The 18811-nt window shown below is 62.0% G+C and carries 22 protein-coding genes; 6 read left to right on the top strand and 16 right to left on the bottom strand.

The genetic code is table 11. The annotated features are described in order from the left end of the window. Positions 1 to 29 precede the first annotated feature (29 nt). From HEP75_RS00360 to HEP75_RS00350, 3 genes are all read right to left on the bottom strand, one after another. Positions 30 to 425, bottom strand: a complete 396-nt coding sequence (locus HEP75_RS00360; RefSeq protein ID WP_185825032.1) for a VOC family protein — start codon at positions 423 to 425, stop codon at positions 30 to 32. After that, positions 422 to 859, bottom strand: coding sequence for a hypothetical protein (locus HEP75_RS00355; RefSeq protein ID WP_185823558.1), 438 nt, complete (start codon positions 857 to 859; stop codon positions 422 to 424). Before HEP75_RS00355 ends, HEP75_RS00360 begins: the two co-directional genes overlap by 4 nt. Positions 860 to 923: 64 nt before the next feature. Then, positions 924 to 1436 carry a hypothetical protein gene (locus HEP75_RS00350; RefSeq protein WP_185821688.1) on the bottom strand — a complete coding sequence of 171 codons (513 nt, stop codon included), beginning with the start codon at positions 1434 to 1436 and terminating at the stop codon, positions 924 to 926. A gap of 216 nt (positions 1437 to 1652) precedes the next feature. On the opposite strand from HEP75_RS00350, the gene HEP75_RS00345 reads away from it, so the two are divergent. Continuing rightward, on the top strand, positions 1653 to 2336 hold the full coding sequence (locus tag HEP75_RS00345) for a hypothetical protein (protein WP_185825031.1): 684 nt from the start codon (positions 1653 to 1655) through the stop codon (positions 2334 to 2336). Between the two features lie 85 nt (positions 2337 to 2421). Here the strand turns inward: HEP75_RS00345 and HEP75_RS00340 are convergent, their stop codons facing one another. Next, positions 2422 to 2880, bottom strand: coding sequence for a hypothetical protein (locus tag HEP75_RS00340; RefSeq protein ID WP_185821686.1), 459 nt, complete (start codon positions 2878 to 2880; stop codon positions 2422 to 2424). Between the two features lie 183 nt (positions 2881 to 3063). After that, positions 3064 to 4044, bottom strand: coding sequence for a DUF1028 domain-containing protein (locus HEP75_RS00335; protein ID WP_255423945.1), 981 nt, complete (start codon positions 4042 to 4044; stop codon positions 3064 to 3066). A gap of 329 nt (positions 4045 to 4373) precedes the next feature. Here HEP75_RS00335 and HEP75_RS00330 point away from each other — a divergent pair, with 329 nt between their 5' ends. Continuing rightward, positions 4374 to 5057 carry a hypothetical protein gene (locus HEP75_RS00330; RefSeq protein WP_185821685.1) on the top strand — a complete coding sequence of 228 codons (684 nt, stop codon included), beginning with the start codon at positions 4374 to 4376 and terminating at the stop codon, positions 5055 to 5057. Positions 5058 to 5415: 358 nt separating this feature from the next. Further along, positions 5416 to 5796, top strand: coding sequence for an STY0301 family protein (locus tag HEP75_RS00325; protein ID WP_221899293.1), 381 nt, complete (start codon positions 5416 to 5418; stop codon positions 5794 to 5796). 132 nt (positions 5797 to 5928) lie between these two features. On the opposite strand, the gene HEP75_RS00320 is transcribed toward HEP75_RS00325, so the two are convergent. From HEP75_RS00320 to HEP75_RS00310, 3 genes are all read right to left on the bottom strand, one after another. Beyond that, positions 5929 to 6339, bottom strand: a complete 411-nt coding sequence (locus tag HEP75_RS00320; RefSeq protein ID WP_221899292.1) for a pentapeptide repeat-containing protein — start codon at positions 6337 to 6339, stop codon at positions 5929 to 5931. A gap of 186 nt (positions 6340 to 6525) precedes the next feature. Next, positions 6526 to 6924 carry a DUF4431 domain-containing protein gene (locus tag HEP75_RS00315; protein WP_185825028.1) on the bottom strand — a complete coding sequence of 133 codons (399 nt, stop codon included), beginning with the start codon at positions 6922 to 6924 and terminating at the stop codon, positions 6526 to 6528. Between the two features lie 116 nt (positions 6925 to 7040). Continuing rightward, positions 7041 to 7286 carry a hypothetical protein gene (locus tag HEP75_RS00310; RefSeq protein ID WP_185814687.1) on the bottom strand — a complete coding sequence of 82 codons (246 nt, stop codon included), beginning with the start codon at positions 7284 to 7286 and terminating at the stop codon, positions 7041 to 7043. A gap of 154 nt (positions 7287 to 7440) precedes the next feature. On the opposite strand from HEP75_RS00310, the gene HEP75_RS00305 reads away from it, so the two are divergent. After that, on the top strand, positions 7441 to 7869 hold the full coding sequence (locus tag HEP75_RS00305; RefSeq protein WP_185825027.1) for a Dabb family protein: 429 nt from the start codon (positions 7441 to 7443) through the stop codon (positions 7867 to 7869). 17 nt (positions 7870 to 7886) lie between these two features. After that, complete coding sequence (locus tag HEP75_RS00300) at positions 7887 to 8066, top strand: hypothetical protein (RefSeq protein WP_185825026.1); 180 nt, start codon at positions 7887 to 7889, stop codon at positions 8064 to 8066. Positions 8067 to 8136: 70 nt separating this feature from the next. Here the strand turns inward: HEP75_RS00300 and HEP75_RS00295 are convergent, their stop codons facing one another. The 6 genes from HEP75_RS00295 to HEP75_RS00270 form a co-directional block, all read right to left on the bottom strand. Beyond that, the gene (locus HEP75_RS00295; protein ID WP_185825025.1) at positions 8137 to 8580 is read right to left on the bottom strand and encodes a lysozyme inhibitor LprI family protein; all 444 of its coding nucleotides are present in this window, start codon (positions 8578 to 8580) and stop codon (positions 8137 to 8139) included. 152 nt (positions 8581 to 8732) lie between these two features. Further along, positions 8733 to 8981 carry a SymE family type I addiction module toxin gene (locus HEP75_RS00290; protein WP_345776771.1) on the bottom strand — a complete coding sequence of 83 codons (249 nt, stop codon included), beginning with the start codon at positions 8979 to 8981 and terminating at the stop codon, positions 8733 to 8735. A gap of 674 nt (positions 8982 to 9655) precedes the next feature. Continuing rightward, positions 9656 to 10663, bottom strand: coding sequence for a RelA/SpoT domain-containing protein (locus HEP75_RS00285; protein ID WP_185825023.1), 1008 nt, complete (start codon positions 10661 to 10663; stop codon positions 9656 to 9658). Between the two features lie 347 nt (positions 10664 to 11010). Beyond that, complete coding sequence (locus HEP75_RS00280; RefSeq protein WP_185825022.1) at positions 11011 to 11667, bottom strand: hypothetical protein; 657 nt, start codon at positions 11665 to 11667, stop codon at positions 11011 to 11013. Next, complete coding sequence (locus HEP75_RS00275; RefSeq protein WP_185825021.1) at positions 11667 to 12698, bottom strand: ImmA/IrrE family metallo-endopeptidase; 1032 nt, start codon at positions 12696 to 12698, stop codon at positions 11667 to 11669. Before HEP75_RS00275 ends, HEP75_RS00280 begins: the two co-directional genes overlap by 1 nt. Positions 12699 to 12728: 30 nt before the next feature. Next, the gene (locus HEP75_RS00270) at positions 12729 to 13058 is read right to left on the bottom strand and encodes a hypothetical protein (RefSeq protein WP_185825020.1); all 330 of its coding nucleotides are present in this window, start codon (positions 13056 to 13058) and stop codon (positions 12729 to 12731) included. A gap of 76 nt (positions 13059 to 13134) precedes the next feature. Here HEP75_RS00270 and HEP75_RS00265 point away from each other — a divergent pair, with 76 nt between their 5' ends. After that, on the top strand, positions 13135 to 13695 hold the full coding sequence (locus tag HEP75_RS00265) for a sce7726 family protein (protein WP_185825019.1): 561 nt from the start codon (positions 13135 to 13137) through the stop codon (positions 13693 to 13695). Here HEP75_RS00265 and HEP75_RS00260 read toward each other — a convergent pair. Then, entirely contained in the window at positions 13692 to 14708 is a 1017-nt protein-coding gene (locus tag HEP75_RS00260) for a hypothetical protein (protein ID WP_185825018.1), read from the bottom strand. The genes HEP75_RS00265 and HEP75_RS00260 overlap by 4 nt on opposite strands. Positions 14709 to 14924: 216 nt before the next feature. Then, the gene (locus tag HEP75_RS00255) at positions 14925 to 18737 is read right to left on the bottom strand and encodes a LamG-like jellyroll fold domain-containing protein (protein ID WP_185825017.1); all 3813 of its coding nucleotides are present in this window, start codon (positions 18735 to 18737) and stop codon (positions 14925 to 14927) included. Between the last annotated feature and the right edge of the window lie 74 nt (positions 18738 to 18811).

Here is an 18811-nt window from a genome sequence, read left to right as displayed (position 1 = left end):
TGCCCCACTGCTTCTCGCCCTGCAAATCGTCAGGTCGCGATGACGCGCACCTGCACGACATTGCCTTCCGGATCATGGCCATCCAAATGCAGTTGATCGCGCCAGCGCCACGCGGATGCGAGCGGCTTGAAGGCGCCGCCGCTGGACTCGGCGGCGGACCGGGCATGCTCCAGGCTCTCCACCAGGAACGAGCATTTAATTGGCGTTGCGGTTCTCACGTGGAGCGGCCCAGGTGCGGGAGCGGGTGCCCTGTCGCTCGCCATGCGGACCACCGCGATTTCGTAGTGGGGATTGCCCACCACCACGAATGCGTCGTCCTGTTCCACAAGCACGAGCGAGAGCGTGTTCCTGTAGAACTCGGCGACCCGCTCGATGTCCCGGGCGTAGATCACGGTGAGGGCATGGACGGGATGGGAAGTGCTCATGCAATCGGCTCCGGTTCGAAGGCTCGGTTGGGCAGCTCCTGGCCGCACCATGGACAGAATCGCGCAAATGCATACTGCTCATTGATCGACCAGCATGCATCCTCGCCCCTGAACATCTCGAACGCGAATCGCACCTCAGCGTCGGGATGGGTCGCAGCTGAGAACATGTGGATGCAGCAGTACTTGCTCTGCCGTTCGCGATGCGTCACGCGCTCGGGAAACTGGGCATCCATCCAACTGGCGCTCCACCGCTGGCACGCTGCGCACTCCTCGATATGCGCCATCGCCTCATATGTTGTCCGATCTGGGAAATGCGCCTCTTCGACGGCGATCATCCCTTCCAGCGTCAGCTTGAGCGTCGCATCGCCGTCGATGCGGTCGCGCATGCTGGCCATCGTCTTTCGGGCGGCAAGGCAGGTCTCGTCGGTCGTCATGGGCTATGCGTTCGCTGCGATGTGTGAGGTTGGCCGAGCCGCAGCGGCCTAGGCCGGCATGGCGTCAGGCAGCATCCAGCGCTGCCTGCAGCCGTGAAAGCTTGTGGAGGTATTCGTCCGTGTACTCCCAATCGGCCTGGAGCCTGGCCCAGACCGCTTGGCGCTTGAGCGCGCGTACCGCGAAAGGCTTGGCCGAAGCATCGATCGTGCCCTCATCGGCGAGCTGGCCGAATGCCGTCGCCAGCACCGAAACGTCGGTGGTGAAGATGTACTGCTGATCGTCGAAATCGGGATCTTCGATCTGCTCGCGCACCGTGGACTCGTTGAAGATGGCGTCCGAATAGTCGGAGGCCTCCATCTCCCCGACCGACTCGATCGTCCAGATGATGCATGCCTCGAGCGGTTCACCCGGATGTTGCTTGCGCCATTCGCGGTACTCGTGAAGGGCGGTGTCTCCTTCGTCGGAGCCGAACGGAGCAAGCTCGTCCGTGCAATCCCAGAAGAATTCGTCCGGAATGATCTGGAGTGCGCGGGGATGGCCGTGTTCCTTGTCGATGCCGCCGAGATCTTCTTCCATGACGTTTCCTCGTGCCTGTGCGGATTGAATGGGCGGGATTGTAGGGGCTTCGGTCGCCGAACGGGAGCGGGCGCTCGGACCTTTCGATAGGTTCTCAGGTCTCTTGCCTGAAGGCCCCAGGCCGGCGTGCCGCTGGACCGCATGAGCGCGGTCGTCGCGTGCACCAAGTGTGCCGCCATTGGCCCACACTATCGCCACACCCTTGGAGTGATCGAGATGCACAGAGCTTGGCTGCTCCCCCTGTTGGCGGTACCGGCACTGGCGCATGCCGCGCCGGACGACGCCGATGCGGACACCTGCCGCGTTAGCGTGTTCACCGACAGCCAGGCCGGGTTCGCGCTCGCCAAGGTGGCGGTGCCGCGGTTGTATCTGCTCGACGGCAGCGACGGCTGCCCGGACAAAGGCGAGACCGCCTGCCGGCAACACGCCTACGTGGTCAGGGGCGATGTCCTGGTCCTGGCGCAGCGGCGCGACGGCTTTGCCTGCGCGTTCTATCCCAACAAGGCCGGCGACAGCACCGGCTGGGTCGCGCAGGCCAGCGTGCAGCCGTTGCCGAGCGCGGCCCAGCCGACGCCGCAGGCCTGGAACGGCCACTGGCACGATGGCGACAACGAACTGCAATTGACCGCCAATGGCGACGGCAGCGTGACCGTCACCGGCGATGCCTACTGGCCCAGCGCCAACCCGGATCCGGAGCAAGTACCTGGCGGCCCGCATATAGGCGCCGTCGCTGCGCGCGGCTATCCGGACGGCAACCGGATCGAGGTCAGCGAGGACGAGTGCACGGTCCGTCTGCAGTTGCTTGGCGACCTGCTGGTGGTCGCGGACAACCTGCAGTGCGGTGGTGCGAAGGTCAGCTTCGGTGGGGTGTATTGGCGGGAGAGGGCGGCGCAGCGTTGAGTTCGCAACATGGAAGCGAGATTTCGGCGGTGTCGGGGAAGCGCATACGCCGGCCACGTCCAATGCCAGGGAAGGCACACTGCGCCTAAGGCTCCTCCTGCTCAAGCAGCACAACGTTCATCGCACAGATCGAGCCGGACCATTGCGACAGGTGACCCTTGGACGCTTCCGAGAAGCTTCCGGTGACGTGAAGATGTTGCCCGTTGCCGTCCGAAGGGGCAGAAATGCCATCGATCCAGATACCGTCAGCGAACGTGCGGGCGAATTGATCTTTCCCGGGGGACGCATAGAGAGCAGAGTGCTCGAAGCCTTGGTTGTAGTAGCCGGTCACGGAGACATTACGTCCTTCGTAGGCGCGGCCGTTCGCGATGAGCTCTTCGATGCGAACAACCTTGATGGGACCGACGCCCTGGGCCTGGGGACAATAGAATCTCGACAACCGAATCCTACGATCCTGTTTCTGGCTGCCTTCCCCGTCGGCAGAACCCACGCCATGGCAGCCGGACACGATCGCGACAAAGCACACCAGAACGATTGTCTTCATGTGGTCGATGGCAATACGCCCCCACTACGTGGGTGCCCGCAGGCAGCACAGAACGACGCCTGTGGCGTACGCAATGGTTTGCTAAACCGGGGGTCAGAGTGCACTAAGAAAGTGCACTCTGACCCCATCCTCTGGACCCCGCGATGGCGCGAAGCAGCGCAGCCCTTCACTGGCAGCGGCCCATCATTTCGGTCGCTCATCGCTAGCGGCGCCAGCCCAAGACTTGAAAAGCGCATTGTCGTGCAACGGCTGGTAGATCGGATCCTGCAATTCGATCCTCGCCCACGTCGGATTCTCGGCCGCGAAGACGCCAAGTTCGCTGAGGGCGTCTTCGGGCTGTCCGAGTTGCATGGACAACCGGGCAGCACGCCGCCAGATGCGGTCCCACTGCCAACTCAGGTGCAGCGCCTGGGCGAGCGCTACCTTGGCCTCGGCGATTTTGCCGCGGTCGGCCAGGTGCTCGGCGTTGATCATCGCCTGATGGGCGTAGTAGCGGTCCAGCAGCCGGCGCAGATCCGGAACCGGAGACGCCGACGCGTCTACACGCAGATCTATATCTTCCCAATCGCCTCCCGGCGTTTTGACCAGCAACGCGGCCGACAACCTTCCGATGGTCTGGCCGCCCGCGTTCTCGCCCGCTTCCAGGCTGGCCATCAGGCAATTGGCCAACGTCGCGCGACATGAGAGGAAGTCCGTCTCCATGGCGGTCAGCACGCGCTCGGAAGCCAGCCCGTTTCCCTGGACCGAGTAGCCCTTGCCATGACGGGCGCCGGCCCAAGCCGAGGCGGCCGCTTCTTCGCCCGTGTAGGCCGTCGAAGCGCCCGCGGCAGCGACGATGCCGACTTGGCGCGCCGCGATGGTCGTTCCGTCGAAGTTCCCGTCCTTCGCCAACAGCTCAGCCATGACCTTCGACGGCGGCAACCCGGCGGCAAGCAAGTCGAGTCCTCTTGGGCCGTAGGCGGGATTGGTTTCGTACTGGGTGGCCAGTGCGCCGACCTTGGCCTTGGCATAGATCACGCTGGCACCGACCGCCAGATTGTTGGTGGCGACCGCCACGCCGCACGACCCATCCGGGGCGCATGCCGCGATCGAGAACGTCGCATACGCCTTGAGCGGGAAGGCGAGGCATACCAGCGCCATGGCGAGTCTGGCAAGAACATGCATTGCGGCATCTCCAGTGGGCAGGCGTGGAAATGGAATCGATTTGAAGCCGAGGATTGATCGGGATGCCCCCGCATTCGTCACGCCTTGCCACCACCGAGCCGCCGCAACGCGGCCCAGCGCGATCCTCGCCGAGCCGTCATCCGGCGTCAATCGTTCCAAGCGCTGCCGCGGCGGGCGGCCGACATCTGCGTCCGAACATCGGCGCAACCGCCAGGCCTTTCTCGGTCGTGCGCTTTCGCGACGCAGCCGGCACCGAATCGCCCGCCCGCCTGGCGCACGCTCGCCGCCGTTGGCCCACACTACCGGCCACACCCTTTGGAGCGATCGAGATGCGCGGAGTTTGGCTGCTCACCCTGTTGGCGGTATCGGCAATGGCGCACGCTGCGCCGGGCGATGAAGAGGCGGCCACCTGCCGCAATGGCGTGTTCGCCAATAGCCCGGCCGGGTTCGCGCTCGCCAAGGTTGCCGTGCCGCGGTTGTATCTGCTCGACGACAGCGACGGTTGCCCGAGCAAGGGCGAGGCCGCCTGCCGGCAGCGCGCCTACGTGGTCAAGGGCGATGTCGTGGTGCTGGCCCAGCGGCGCGACGGCTTTGCCTGCGCGTTCTATCCAAACAAGGTCGGCGGCAGTGCCGGCTGGGTCGCGCAGGAAAGCGTGCAGCCGTTACCGAGCGCGGCCGAGCCGACGCCGCAGGCCTGGAACGGCCGCTGGCACGATGGCGACAACGGCCTGCAATTGACCGCCAACGGCGACGGCAGCGTCACCGTCAACGGCGACGCCTATTGGCCCAGCGCCAATCCGGATCCGGAGGAAAGGCCGGGCGGCCCGAACGTGGGCGCCGTCACTGCGCGCGGCTATCCGGAAGGCAACCGGGTCGAGGTCAGCGAGGACGACTGCAACGTCCGTCTGCAGCTGCTCGGCGACCTGCTGGTGGTCGCGGACAACCTGCAATGCGGCGGCGCGAACGTGAGTTTCGGCGGGGTGTATCGGCGGGGGGCGGCGGCGCGGCGCTGAGGTCGGGCGTAGAACACGGCTTGTAGTCGCGTAGCCGCCAGCGTCAATTACCACCCCATCGCGACCTTTGCCGGTGCGGCTCGTCAACGGAGTGCAAGGTTCGCTGGGGACATCATGGTGGATACTTGGTCCGGAGCGCGCTTGAAGCCTTGGCTACGCGCCGGCACGGGCGCGGCCCCACGCCTGACTGAGCGCAATGCCGGTCTGCCCATCGGTTCGCATCCACAAGGTGTCCTGGCGTTTTCTTTCTGGCCAGTCGGCCGTCACCGCAAAGGGGAGTTACATGGTTCCGAAGCGTCTATCCGCAATAGCGCAATGCGTGGTTGCCCTGGCATTGGCGTCTTTCAGCATGTACGCCTTGGCGAAAGACACCTTCAAGTGCCCCGATACCCTGCGCGTCTCCGCTGCGGCCCTGCAGAGCCCGGACCTGCCGGAAGGCGGCGAGATGGCCTTCAAGAGCGATGCACCGCTGCCGTTTTTCTCCATGGGCATGTTCTCCGGGCACCCACGCGAGCAGGCGTCATTGGTTCCAGACAACGAGCGCGCGTCGCCAGCAGGCGGGGTCTCGACGTCCGTGTGGACGTTCCCTGGGCCGGACGCGTACGGAAAGTACGCGGTATGCGAGTACGGTCCCGCCGGTCAGGTCCAGATCTACAAGCGGATGCCTGATGCGGCGAGGACGTGCACAGCGACGGCGCGTAGCGTGCGCGCGCGGGAAGCTGCCTTCGAATGCGAATGACCCGCACGCCCCTATCGTGGCGGCGTTGTGCGGCGGAGGGATTGCCGCCCATGTGCGAGGAAGAACCTGGGGTCAGAGTGCACTTTCAAAAATGTCGCTCAGGGAAAGGTGCACTCCGACCCCATATTCATTTTAACCACCGCCCGGCTCGTCCCCGTCCGTGTCTGCCCAGGCAATGTCCGCTCGCTGCCGATCCGACAGCGGCAGAATTTTGCCTTGCGCGAGAGTGAGGACAGTGCCGGCCATCAGGGCATCCGTAAAGATGCAATTCTCAAACGAGGAGCGGCGAAGATCCGATCCGCTCAGGTCGGTAGATTGAAACGACGTGTTGGTAAAGACGGATGCACGCAGATCACTCAGCGTCAGCCGTGCTGATGAAAAATCTACCTGGATGAACTCATTCCAGCAAAGGTTAGACTCCGAAAGATCGGTGTTCTGAAAAGAGACGTTGCTGATCTCGGAGCGACCAAAGAACGTACGCGGCAAGGTCAGATTGCTGAGATCTTCCCTGTCTATCGCCGTCCGAAAGAAGTTGACGCCCATTGGCTCCTCGTCATCGTATTGCGGGAGATGGTCGGGAACGGGCGGAACATCGCCGGGTTCCAAGTAGCTCGGCTGCAGGCGTAGGCAAGATGCTTCATAGCTTTGTCTAGTGGCCATGGATCCTCAGTGTTGGCTGACAAGATATAAATAGCCCTGGATAGTATCTAGGGCGATTTGGACGGATCGTCAGTCCGTCTTCCCACGCGCCGGCGTAAACATCAGCGGCGTGTGGTGGTGACCGGTTTCAGCTGGCCACAGTTGGCCCGGCAGCGTGATGCGCTTGCCGAGCCGAGGCCGGAACAGCTTGTATTGCTCCGGCTCCAAGAACAGTTGCAGGCGGTTGGCCGAGATGGCGCTTTGATCCGAATCGAGTACGCATACCGGCGCCGGCAGTCGCAGGACGAAATAGGTTTCGGGTGCGTCGCCGTTCTGGACACTCTCGTAGTTGGGCGGGCCTGCGAACGTAACGCGCTCAAGTACGCCGGTGAGCCGAACCACCGACGGCTGACCGGGCAGGCACTGGGCGTTCGCAGCAGTGGATGCCGCGAGGAGCAAGGCAAACAGACAAGCGAAATGTCGAAGCATGAGTGTGCGCGCTTAGTAACTTGGCTGCAGTGGCAGGCCAGGATACCAAGCCGCCAACGTCCGCTTGCTGCGTTGCTTCTGATCTGGATCCTGCTTTCGGCGCTTCCAGCCGCCGTTCAGTAGCACTTCGCCGTTCCGTCCAGGAAGAACTGCACGTCATGCGCCTGGCACCAGGCCTCCAGCTCGGCCTTGAACACCGGCCATAGCGCGTGCGCCCACGCCGGCGCGCTCTGCGCCCAGGCGTGCTCGGTGGGCGCGAACACGGTCGGCACGCCCATCGTGAAATCCAGCACGAACGCGCCACCCGGGCCGGTGCAGACCAGTTCTTCTTTCCAGCGCGGTTGGAATTGGAAGGTGCTCATGGGCGATTGATTGGAGCGATCCTCGACCAGCTGTGGGCCGTCAAGGATAGACGCAGGGAGCGGTGTCAGGCTGACTTCCTCTCACGTGAACCTGAGCACGTTCTTGCCATCCTATACTCACAGGCCAGCAGATATGAACTGGAGGGCCTGGATCATGACCGATCGCACGCGCCGAGATCTCATCGTTGCAGCCACCGCCTTGGCCGCCGGCGTCGTGGCCGCCGGCTCCCGCGCGGCCACGTCCACGTCCGCCAACAAGGCAGCGTTCCCACCGGTCGTGCACCACGTGTTCTTCTGGTTGAGGAATCCGGATTCCAAAGAGGATCTAGCCAAGCTGCTAGCCGGTTTGCGAACGTTGGCCGGCATCGACACCGTGCGCGGCATCCACATCGGCGTGCCGGCGGAGACCGAGCAGCGCGGCGTCGTCGATGGCAGCTACAGCGCCTCGGAACTCCTGTTCTTCGACGATGTCGCCGGACAGAACGCCTATCAGGTCCATCCCATTCACAAGCAGTTCGTCGCCGATTGCGAGCATCTGTGGCAGCGCGTGGTCGTGTACGACGTCAAGGCCGCCGCGCCGTAGCTCGTTTGCAACTAGAAGTGCACTTTGACCCCATCCTTTGGTATGGCGCACCGACCGCCATGGTGTTCAAGGGCACGCGTCAGGGCGAAAAGGGAACGCTGTACAGCTATGTGGTCGAGTTCGGCCCGGGTGCGTTCATCGGCTATACGGTCCGGCTGGACGAGACAGGCCGTATTGCTGGGTTCGCGATTGCATGACAGGCGACCTGTGCACGGAAGCTTGGTGATGAACGCGTCGGGGCAACCGGATCGAGGCGGTCTGGTGTGGCTACCGATCGTCTGCGACAGACAGATATCCTTCAAGCGTGTTGGCGCGCTCGCAGAGACGGAAAATTTCGTTCTGCATGACTTGAAAGCTGCTCACGCTTTCGCTGCCATAAAGTGACGACTCAAAGGCCTCGCTGGTGCCGTGGAGCTCGAGCCAGGCGCGCTCGGCGTGAACCAGGTTGTCCTTGGACGTATCACGCAGCTTGCTGAGCAGCGACTTATACGCAGCATTCAATCGCGCGTCTTGTTTCTTCTTCTCCGCAGATTGGCATGCGGCAAGCGCGATATTGTCTGATTCTGCTTTTTCAATGCATCCATAGAACGCATTGGTAATGCCTTTGGGCGCTTGACGTTTTATGACCTGAGCGGTGCTTTCATATGCCAGTGCTTGCCCGTTCACAAGAAGGGCAAGGCAGAGGACGAGTATCCTGGTTGCTGTTTTCATGCAGTACAAGCCTCGATGGGCCAAGGGGTTTAAAGGAGGTATCTGATCGGGTGGATGAGCCGGATCGTACCATCCGCCGTCGGCCGGCCAGGATGCAGGTGAGGGTACCTTAGATACTATCCAGGCAAGTCGGGTGCAGGAAGCGTACCGATTCAATCCTTGGTGGCTAGGCTCACCACCAGCTCGCCGTCACGTACGCGCACGCGCAGCTTCTTGCCGATAGCGAAGCCCAGTTCCTCCATCCAGCGGCCGGCCAGGCGCAGCGCGGGCATGCGCTTGCCGTTGGCGGCGTGGCCGCAGCCCACGGTGCAGTGCTGCGGCGGGCGCGTGCTGCGCGGGGCGCGTTGCTGGCGGGCGAGATCGGCGGCGTCGGCCGCGGCGACCTGTTCGGGCGTCAGCATGGGAATCAGCTCGGACTCGACGATGCTCCAGTTCGGGCAGCAGGTTGCCTTGTGCGTTGCACGCTTGCGCGCAGGGGCGGGACGGGATGACGGTGGATGCATGGCGAAGCCCTCCTTGACGGCCAGAAACCCGCCGCCGACCGGCGACGGGATGTCGGGAGGTTAGAAACCGCTAAGAGACGGCGGGCGTATTTCCCCGAGGGGTGTTGTATTAGCCGCCCTCCCGACGTAGGCATCGCGTCGGTTGCACCTGAGGATCAGGCACAAAAAACCCACCGGTTTGTCGGAGGTGGGTACCGCTCTTAGAGGAGTTTCTACGCTCCTTGAATTAGAGATTGCTACTGGCTGGGCGGGATGTCAAGTGGGGAACGGAGCGACTAAAGAATCTGAGCCAGAGTGCGCTTTCTAGGGTGCCTCGTACAGAGAAAACTGCACTCTGACCTAGAATTCTATGCATTCCTTGCCGCTCTCGAGATAGTAGCCAGTACCGCCCCCCAGCATACTTTTTGACTCTTGTCCTTCCCTGGCTTTGATTGCTCGGAGGCATTAACGCAAAGACATACGAGGCAAAAACAAGAAGAATGATGATCTTCATCGGAGCCTCCTGGCCTAACGTTTATCATGAGAGGCGCTTGGGGGGCCAAAGGCCGGAAAGCGTCCTCTCGATAGAAAGGTTAGCTTGCCTTCCGCTTAACAACGGGAGCTTTGCGTGCCTTGTATTTAACTTGAAATGCGTCGCCAAACTCTTCCTTGAGTGCCCGTCGTACCAAGCCGACGTGAGTTCTGAATACGCCACGCTTAATGCGTTCTTCGGAAGTCCCTTGGTAGTCGTTCTTCCCCGCTCGGCGTGCAACGTCTTTGGCGTCCGACTTCAGAGCCGTTTCGCCGTGTTTACTCCATATCTTCCTTAAGTCAGCGATGGTGGCGACTTTCAGCCCAGACAGGTCACTTAGCAGTTGGTCATATCTTTCGATGGTTCCCTTGTTCTTGGGAGGAAGCAGGGTGTCCAGTAGTGAGGATAGGTTGTCGACGTTGAGAGCTTCATCCTCTTCCTGTCTGACCGCTTTCTGTTGAACGTATGCCGTTCGTTCCTCAAGCACTCGATCGAACTCAAGATCAACCGTCTCCAGGAGGGCCGAAATTCGATTTATGGTGCGTCGTAACGGCGGAGGAACGCTCTCTTCGTGCTTGTATTGCAGCTTGTGCGACGCTGCTGCCCATACGTGCTGTGCAAGTGTTCGGACTTGAATTTCAACTTTGAGAGCACCTAGATCGCGGAGGCTTGGCATGGCAAGCCAAGCCGGGGGCAGGCGTGCGATGTAGTGCCTAGATTGGTAGCCAAATTGAGATTCAGTCAATCGATTGCCCGTGTCTTCGCCAGAGATGACGTCGAATGTTGCACGGACGAGTTCGTCTGCGCGACTCAGCTCGCTATGAAACAGCAGGATTGCTCTTACACCAACTAGGTCGTCGAGCTCAATTAGTTTAGTGAGGGCCAAGTTCTTCCTTTCGAGCTTCTCGCCTATGGAGTCCCATGACTTGACTCGCCCTTCGAGTGGTACCCCGAGAATGACGTCGTTCTGAGCCAATAGCTGCTCGAGCTGTTGGCAAGTGGTGGCCTGCATGCGTTGCCACTGAAGGGCTCCAGCCTGGTACTCGGCCTTTAGTTTGTCGATACTCATATAGGCAAGCTAACCCTTAATTAAGCCGCGCCGCGAAGTGACGTCGGGTTGAATGAGTTGTTAGACGGTGGTACCAGGAGGTGGCGAACGATGTCGTATGCACCCCAGCACTGCCGCCGTAAGCCGAGCATGCCACAGGTGATGGCCTTAGGGCTTGCCCGAGGTTCTTGCTGGCGGATGCCAACGAAACCGAGGGCAATAGGAGCATCGGGTAAATTAAGCTGCACTATGAAGTAGTAGCAGACCCGATGGAGGAAGACGAGTACCTCAGGGTCAGAGTGCACTTCTAGGTGCCGGACATGGGACAAAATTACACTCTGGCCCAAATTTTTGCTTTAGACGCCATGTCAGCCGGGCAGACCCAGCAGATAGGGAGACTGGTACCTGCCCGCCGTATTGATCTGCAGGTCTTTGAGATAGCTCTGGAGACCTTCGGAGACGGCGGTCTCACCGGCGGGGGCGGACCTGCCAAAGATGTTCGAGATAGCGCTATTCACATCCAATCGCAGGCGGACCCGCTTAGACACATACTCCCAACCAAAGTGTCCTACCAAGATCGCGACTGCCTCTTCCAGGCAAAGAATCTGCGCCCAGCTGAAGCTCTCCTGGATCTCACCTTCGACTTTGCATAGCGCAACCAGTGATCGCTTGTCGCCGGTGATCAGACTTGCGTTGCTGTCATCACAAATTGCCGCAAATAAGGCCAGCTCGCCGCCGTCGATGTCAGGCGTTCCCTCCAGCAAAGCGTAGTTAGCAGACTTGAGCATTACAACTACCTCGCTGGCTTCTGCCACAAGAAGTTTTACTTGGGCTACTGCCAGCTCGCTGCCGAGTTTCTTGAGCGATTTTTCCGGGTTTGCTAGATGTAGCTGATAGCGTAGTTGGGCCAAGATGGAGAAGTCGCTCAGAGTCAGCCCTAGCGCAGTGGCCAGATCTTCGATCAATCCGTACTGGCAAAGTGCCTTGGCCGCGTCGCTGTCGATCAGATAGTGGGATGCGCCCATTAGAATCCTTGCATATTGAGCAGGTAAGTCCGGTTGTCATCAGATAGTCGGCCAACGTCGCAGTGAGCCATGAAACGCTGCTTGATAAGTTCGATGGCGTTGGCTTGATCAGGGAAGTAACCCAAAGCTAGGTTGGCAAGCATCCAGTCATCATGCTCTCGTGCATAGCTGAGAATGATGTGTCCAGGATCAATACCAAGATGCTTACCCGTCGTCACTGCCAAGTTGGTCAGCTGCGCTGCTGATACGGGTCCATGCCCTTCAAATGGGAGTCGAGCATGACCGTTGCGCAACAGTCGGATTGCGAACTGGTCGGCTTCGTGCTCTTCCGAATCTGCTGGCCGGTCCATTTCCCGTTCTATCGCATCTGTGATGGCATCCATACCCTCATCGATCAGGGCACCGGTACTAGCTACGTGTCCCAAGCACACATGTGCCAGTTCGTGAGCGAGAACGAACAACTGCCGGGCATTCTGGTTGGACTGATACCCCAGCACGATTACCGGGTTACCGTCGATCTGCAGCGCCATGCCGGTGACGCGCTTGCTTCCGCGGGGAAGGTCTTTTAGGAACACAACCGGGATACCTAGACCCCAGCAGAAGTCCAACAGGACGGGGAACGTGATGGCTTTGGTGCCGCTCCCAGCCCGTATCTGCTTGCCAAGGATCGAGGGGTCCTTGGAGAGGGGCTCGCCTGACGGGTCCATGCAGAACAAAGCCAGCTTACCCAGCGCCATGCCCAAGCTCGCGCAGACCCGGAGCTCCGTCTCCTGCGTCGTAGCGCGCTTTTTGTAGCGGGCAGGGCGATTCAGGGCGAGCACTTCCAGCTCACCGCTATCTGCAAAACGTACGTTCAGACCAAGTCTCTGCTTGAGAATCGAGGCGAACTCAATAGCTCCAGTGCTCGTCTTGAAAAGCGCGTTGTCCCACCACTCGGGCAGAAGTCGGGAAACAAAATTTTTGGGAAACCCGGCCTCGTCGAGTGCGTCATAGGCACTCTTGACCGTCACCCTTGGCGTGTTCTTGTTCATCCTTGGCCTCCGTTGGGCCTAGGTAGATTGTTACATGTGGGCTTGATGATGGGCAAAAAGCAGTTTTGCCAAGCGCTTTGCATGGGCCTCAGTACCATCCCAGACCGTAGCCAGCGCCTCCATCAAGACCTTCGACTCGCTCGGATCAGTGGCGCCTTCGTATGCATCTACATCCGCATATTCGCATAGCTGACGCATGGTTCGGCTGACTTTTTTTGGCCGTCCGAAGAGGTTACGGTGCACCTGTGCCTGGCCCAGCTTCGCTGCTCGCGCAATGGCTGAACTTCCTGTAATTCCTTCCGAGGCGAGCTTCTCCCTCAACTCTGAGGCGAGGGTGTGAGGGTGCTTAAGGCGCTTCATGTAACTGGAGGATAGTGAATTGCATATAAGCATAGCCATGCTATGCTCGGCTTGTACACTGCCGCCCGACAAAAATATGAGAGAGCTTCAAATCAAACAGGTGCTGGCCGGTCACTTAGCTAAGCAGGCCGATACCCATCAGGTATCCCTGATTGAAGAGTTGCGCCTGCACGGTGGCGAGGTGCGGGCCGATCTTGTGCTGGTCGAGCAGATGCACTGCTTTGAGATCAAGAGTGAAGCAGACAGTTTGGCTCGCTTAATCAACCAAGGCTCCCGCTACGGTTGGGTGTTTGACCGAGTCACTTTAGTCATGGCTCCTTGCCATGTCGCAAAGGCGATGGAGCTTCTACCGCCTTGGTGGGGCGCGATGGTAGTCGATTCGCAGACTGGAACTCTACAGTGCCTGCGCGAAGCCGGCCTGAACGTGCGCCACAAGGCCTCCTCGCTAGCTTCCATCCTCAATAGGGAGGAGGCGCTGGAAGTTCTTCGCAGGGGTGGGCAGCTAAAGGGCTGGCGCAGCAAAAGTCTGTACTTGATCCAGCAACACATTGCACAAGCATTCGAGCTGGATGAAATAAAGGAGCACATCCGAGATGCACTGCTCGCACGTGCGGGCAGTGCATCAGCCCTGCACTAGTACTGCTTTTTAAGCACGTAGCTTATGTGATGCGTCCAATACTCGGAGATATGCAGATGGCCGCCGCTTTTCTTCTTTAGCGGAATAGCCGGATCCACTCGATCTGCGATGAGCTTGTCGCCGAATGAGAAGGCGGCACCCTGGTACTCAGTGGGGTACATGTTGACTAGGATTTCGGAGATTGCAATCGACTCCGCTTTGGTCGAGTTGGTCCCGCGTAGGATGCGCCACTTATCATCCAGCGCATAACGAATTACTACGCGGCTGCCGCGACGCTTGAGCGTCTCTTCAGTCCAATCTGGATTAAGCGGACCGTAATCTGAGAAGCCAATTAGTGTAAGTGGCGCCAGCGCCTGCACTTGATGCCACAGCTTCCAATCCTTACGTTCAACTTCACCGGCACTTGCAATGTGGGCGAGCGAAGCAGGGAAACAGCCCGACGATAAATGAAGGTTAGCGAACCCGAGCCGCTTGAGGGTCTGAAGGGCCGCTGCCAGGGTTGCGTGATCAGCTGGCTTGGTCGCAGGCGTCCGGCCAAGATCGACGATTAGGCGGTCGGCCTTCGCAGCTAAACCCGGCACGGAAAGCGAATTCTTCACCGCTGTGATGCCCTTGGCAAGGTCCGCCAGTTCAGCAACACGCAGACGAAGAGCGATTTTTCGATCACCCAGATTCGGTGAAATGACTGGGAAGTCATGAGCAGCCGTGACGGGGTTTAGAACCGCAGTAATCAGTTTGCCAGAGCCCCCAGCCACTGCCAGGAACTGGTTGAGCTCCTTCAGGCGTGATTTGGTCAGCACGCCTTCCGGATTGGCGTAGTCAACCAACGCTGGGTACTTCCATACTTTGGCGAAGCATTCGAGCATGGATGCATGCTGCTCCGACTTACGAACCTCCACGCATGGAAGTGCTCTGGGAATCACTGCAGCGGTCAGTTCTAACAGTGCACGTTGCTCGTACTTCTGCCATTTGATGATTGGCACATACTGCGGGTACATCGGGAATGTCGCCATGGCCCCCTCCTTGGCGTTTGTGTTCTACGGCCAAGCGAGAGCTGGCCGGCATATCACTCTTGGAGGAAACTTTCTCCCTGGAGTGTGGTTGCGATTCTGTTGTAGCACGACGCGATGCGGCGCGTGGAGACAAATGCAAATTCTGTCCCGGAACCGCTTTCCTTGCGGCGGCGCCCTCCATTATCGGAGGAGCCGCCGCTGGTTATGCCCTGCTTATCAGGGCAAGGCCACCGCGTTATTGCGCTGCGTCACCTCGTCCACCTCATCCTCGCTGACGACCCGCAAACGGCCACCCTTGGTACTGGCGCCCCCCGGCACCGCCAACCGCACGTTCGCAGTCCTCGGCTCCAAATCCCGCGGCGCCTCCAACGCAGGAAACGGCGCCCGCGCCAATTCCCGGCCACGTGCATCCTCCAGCACCACGAACCCCGCCGGCGCATCCGCATGGCCCAGGCTGTGCACAGTGACCTCGATGGCATCCGCACTCACCCGCACGTCGCCACGCCCAATCCCCAGGTCCGGCCGCTGCTCCACCGGCAGCGCGGCAGGCGCGATGAGTTCGAACTCCATCACCACCGTCTTGCCAGACGGGAATTCCACGCCCACCGCGCCGCTCTTCTCTAACGCGAACTCGCGCGTGGCGGCCTTGCCGTCGATGTGTCCGTCGCCATCGCGATCGAGGCCCGAGCGCATGCGCCATTGCCCGGCGGCGACGTTCCAGCCGGTCATCTGCGCCTGCTGCGCCTTGCCGCCGGTGTTGTAGCCAATGACGGTGAAGCGGTCCTGGCGCGGTTTGGGCAGCAGCAGGGCGACCTGCACGGCGCCTTCGGGGTCGGCGAAGCGCCAGCTGACGGTATGGCCGGGGTAGGTCTGGTTGCGCTTGAGTGCCACGCCGCCCAGGCGGGCGCGCTGCAGGTTCACGGTGGGCGATTCGACGCGGTCGCTCCACCAGTGGCCTTCGGTGTTCATATAGAAGCTCTGCAGTTTGTCGCGGGTCTCGGCGCGGTACAGGGCTTCCAGCCAGGCGGTCTCGCCGCTGGCTTCCCAGGCGGCGTGGTGGGCAAAGTCGGGGACGGCATCTGGTTTGGCGGCGACCTTGGCCAGGTCGGCGCCCCAGCTGTCGCGCTTGCCAAGTACATCGAGGAAGTTTTCGTTGAGCAGCGACAGGCCCGCCGGGCCGGCGTTGGCGACGCGGTAGTCGATGGGCTTGAGGTAGCGCGCGTCGCCGGTCCAACGGTAGGCGGCCCAGAAGGTGTGCAGGGTGTCGGCGCCGCCGCTGCCTTCGAACAGTTCGCCGCCGCGGGTCTTGCCGGTGGTCCAGTTGATCTCGTTGGGCAGCGCCCATTGGCCCTTGGCGTTGGTGTAGGCGTGGGCGAGGTAGCCGTCGGCCAGGCCGGTGACGATGCGGCGGCTGTTGGGGTCGGCGTTGTAGCCGCCCAGCAGCATGGCCGGGTGCAGCACCGGGAACGAGTACGGTTTCTGCCACTGCCAGTTCGGCTCGCGGTAGACCTTGCGCCCGCCGAACCAGTTGCTGGCGAACAGCAGGTGGCCTTGCGGGTTGACCTGGATGATGGTGTCGAAGGCCTTCACCGTACGCATCAGGCGTTCCACCGTCAGCGGGTCGCCCCAGTTGAGGTAGAGCATGGCGCTGTTGATGTTGATGCCTTCCTCGTAGGAATGCAGTTCGTCGGTCTCGATGGTGGACAGGCCGTCGGTGAACATGCCGTTGCGGTAGTTGGCGTCGGACAGCGCGGTGAGCGAGGCGTTGAGCTTGTCCGGGTCCACGCCCATCAGGGCGACGCCCGGCCATTGCTGGGTAAGGTCGGAATCGTCGGAGATGCCGCCGCCGAAATCGCCGTAGGCCACCTGCCGCTCGTCGATCCACCAGCGGATGTAGCGGCGCGTGGCCTTGAGGTCTTCCAGTTGCCAGAACGCCCAGGCCGGCACGCCTTTGGGCGGGGTGGGCAGGTCCACCGGCAGCGCGCCCTGGTTGCCGTAGCTGATGTCGTTCCAGTATTCGCGGCCGAGTGCGTTGTCCGGGTCCACGCGCAGCAGGTCGCTGATGTCCGCACCCAGGCGCGCGTACAGCAACTGGCGCTTGGAGGTGGTGTGTTCCTCGACCAGGAAGCCCCAGTTGTCCTTGACCTGGTTGAAGCGGTCGGCGATGTGTTCGGCCTTGGCCTGGTCGCGCGGCTTGAACAGCAGGCGCAGCTGCGCGCCGTCCAGCGCGCGCGCGTCGAAACCGGGCGCGGCGGAGGCGATGCTGAGCATCAGGCTGTCGTTGCTCAGGATGCGGTCGCGCAGGTCCAGCCACAGCGTGCGCGCCTGGCCCGGCTTCACCGACACCGACACGTCGAGCATGTCGCGCGCCGGCCAGATCGGGTCCTTGATGCGGATGTTGAGCGGGATCAGGCCGTCGTGGGTGGCCGGCAGGTCCAGCGCCGGCAGGTCGATGGCGATGCCGTCCAGGCCGTCGTGCATGTTTTCCCAGCCGTAGGACCAGCTGCGCATCAGCGGTTGGTCCGGCGGGGCGTCGCCGAGGCTGGAGGGGATCAGCACGTGCACGATCGGCAGCGGCGGCGCGGCGGATTTTTCGTCGCTGCGCTTGCGGGCCGGCGCCTTGCTCGGCAGCGCGACCACGGTGCTGCGTTCGGCCGGCGGGTAGCGGCCGGCGATGTAGCCGCGCAGCGTGGCGAGGTTGGCGTAGTCCGGCGCGATGTCGCTGCGCACGGTGTAGCTGAGGGTGGCGCTGGGGTCGGACGGCGGTGCGCCGGCGCTGACGTCGTAGGCCCAGATTTCCTGGATCGGGGTTTCCTGCGCGGTGTTGGTGAAGCGCAGGTGGCCGCCACGGCGGCGTTCGAACTGGTCGACGCTACGCACGGTGCCTTGGCTGCGCTGGAACAGCGGCGCGGGCGTTGCGCCGGTGGCGGCGTAGCTGGCCTGGCCGTAGGCGGCGCCGCGCAGTTCGATGCGGTTGAACGGTTCGTCGGGCAGGGTGAGGTCCAGCGCCTTGCCGCCTTCGACGTAGACGTTCCAGTCCGGCAATTGGAAGTAGTCGTTACGGCCGGGCAGGCGCGAGCGGTTGTAGACGCCGGGCCAGGTGGTCTCGGCGATGCCGTCGGTGGCCTTCCACATCCACTGCTTGAGGTCCTTGGCGTCAGCGAATTCGACCTTGCGGATGCGCGTGGATGGTGTGTCCAGTGCGGGTGGTGCGTGGCCATGATCCCAACCGAAACGATGCAGCCAGGCGTTGCGCGCTGCGTCGGCGCGCGGCGGTTCGGCGCTGCGCGGTTCCTGCTGGCGGGCCAGGGCCGCGGCGCCGGCGGCGTCGAGCATGCGGTCGTAGACGCGGATCTCGTCGAAGTCGCTGCCGCGCAGGAAGTTGTAGCGGCTCTGCACCTGGTGCGGGGCCATCACCCGCCCGGCCAGGCCGAGCTGGTCGAGCGCAGCGTCGAAGTCGAGCGAGCCGCCGTCGGCGCACGCCTGCGCGCAGTCGGCGCGTGCGGCTTCCTTGCCGTCCACGTACAGGCGTACGCCGCGGGTTTCGTCCCAGGCGAAGGCGAGGTGGGTCCAGGCGCTGGCGGTGGGGTTCCTGTCGAGGGTGAACGACACGCGGGTGCGCGCCAGGTTGGCGTCGGTGACGAAGGCGTCGAAGCCGTGGCCGTTCCAGTCGATGCGCAGCCAGGCCATGTCCCAGCTGCTGTGATCGGCGTAGCCGACGCGGAAGATCACGAACGGGGCTTCGCCCACGGGATAGCGCGAGCGCCAGAAGAAAGAGAGGGTGCCGCGTTGGGTGTAGAGGTTGCCGGGCGCGTTCCAGGCGAGGACGCCGTCGTCGGCCCATTCGATGGCGTTGCCCTTTACGCCGGTGGGGACGAGGGCGACCTTGTCGCGGAAGTTGGGTTTGGGGTCGCCTTTGGCGATGTCGGCGTCGAAGCCTTGGTCGGCGGAGACGCGGAACAGGAGTTCGGGTGCGGTGGTGGCGGGGGCGGGGGCGGCGAAGGCCGGGAGTGCCAGGCAGGACAGCATGGCCAGGCAATAGGCCAGGATGCGATTGCCGGTGGTGGGGGATGTTTGGCCTGTCCGTGCGGAGCAGCGCGCGT

It is taken from the genome of Xanthomonas sp. SI, assembly GCF_014236855.1.
GTDB lineage: Bacteria > Pseudomonadota > Gammaproteobacteria > Xanthomonadales > Xanthomonadaceae > Xanthomonas_A.
This window is presented reverse-complemented; position numbering and strand designations above follow the sequence as displayed.

Bases quoted from the DNA above. Each gene is read 5' to 3' on its own strand.
- HEP75_RS00315 (WP_185825028.1), bottom strand. From the start codon at position 6,924: ATGCTTCGACATTTCGCTTGTCTGTTTGCCTTGCTCCTCGCGGCATCC.
- HEP75_RS00360 (WP_185825032.1), bottom strand. From the start codon at position 425: ATGAGCACTTCCCATCCCGTCCATGCCCTCACCGTGATCTACGCCCGG.
- HEP75_RS00260 (WP_185825018.1), bottom strand. From the start codon at position 14,708: ATGGCGACATTCCCGATGTACCCGCAGTATGTGCCAATCATCAAATGG.
- HEP75_RS00255 (WP_185825017.1), bottom strand. From the start codon at position 18,737: ATGCTGTCCTGCCTGGCACTCCCGGCCTTCGCCGCCCCCGCCCCCGCC.
- HEP75_RS00280 (WP_185825022.1), bottom strand. From the start codon at position 11,667: ATGGGCGCATCCCACTATCTGATCGACAGCGACGCGGCCAAGGCACTT.
- HEP75_RS00310 (WP_185814687.1), bottom strand. From the start codon at position 7,286: ATGAGCACCTTCCAATTCCAACCGCGCTGGAAAGAAGAACTGGTCTGC.
- HEP75_RS00335 (WP_255423945.1), bottom strand. From the start codon at position 4,044: ATGCATGTTCTTGCCAGACTCGCCATGGCGCTGGTATGCCTCGCCTTC.
- HEP75_RS00330 (WP_185821685.1), top strand. From the start codon at position 4,374: ATGCGCGGAGTTTGGCTGCTCACCCTGTTGGCGGTATCGGCAATGGCG.
- HEP75_RS00265 (WP_185825019.1), top strand. From the start codon at position 13,135: ATGAGAGAGCTTCAAATCAAACAGGTGCTGGCCGGTCACTTAGCTAAG.
- HEP75_RS00345 (WP_185825031.1), top strand. From the start codon at position 1,653: ATGCACAGAGCTTGGCTGCTCCCCCTGTTGGCGGTACCGGCACTGGCG.
- HEP75_RS00305 (WP_185825027.1), top strand. From the start codon at position 7,441: ATGACCGATCGCACGCGCCGAGATCTCATCGTTGCAGCCACCGCCTTG.
- HEP75_RS00350 (WP_185821688.1), bottom strand. From the start codon at position 1,436: ATGGAAGAAGATCTCGGCGGCATCGACAAGGAACACGGCCATCCCCGC.
- HEP75_RS00270 (WP_185825020.1), bottom strand. From the start codon at position 13,058: ATGAAGCGCCTTAAGCACCCTCACACCCTCGCCTCAGAGTTGAGGGAG.
- HEP75_RS00355 (WP_185823558.1), bottom strand. From the start codon at position 859: ATGACGACCGACGAGACCTGCCTTGCCGCCCGAAAGACGATGGCCAGC.
- HEP75_RS00290 (WP_345776771.1), bottom strand. From the start codon at position 8,981: ATGCTGACGCCCGAACAGGTCGCCGCGGCCGACGCCGCCGATCTCGCC.
- HEP75_RS00320 (WP_221899292.1), bottom strand. From the start codon at position 6,339: ATGGGCGTCAACTTCTTTCGGACGGCGATAGACAGGGAAGATCTCAGC.
- HEP75_RS00275 (WP_185825021.1), bottom strand. From the start codon at position 12,698: ATGAACAAGAACACGCCAAGGGTGACGGTCAAGAGTGCCTATGACGCA.
- HEP75_RS00340 (WP_185821686.1), bottom strand. From the start codon at position 2,880: ATGAAGACAATCGTTCTGGTGTGCTTTGTCGCGATCGTGTCCGGCTGC.
- HEP75_RS00295 (WP_185825025.1), bottom strand. From the start codon at position 8,580: ATGAAAACAGCAACCAGGATACTCGTCCTCTGCCTTGCCCTTCTTGTG.
- HEP75_RS00285 (WP_185825023.1), bottom strand. From the start codon at position 10,663: ATGAGTATCGACAAACTAAAGGCCGAGTACCAGGCTGGAGCCCTTCAG.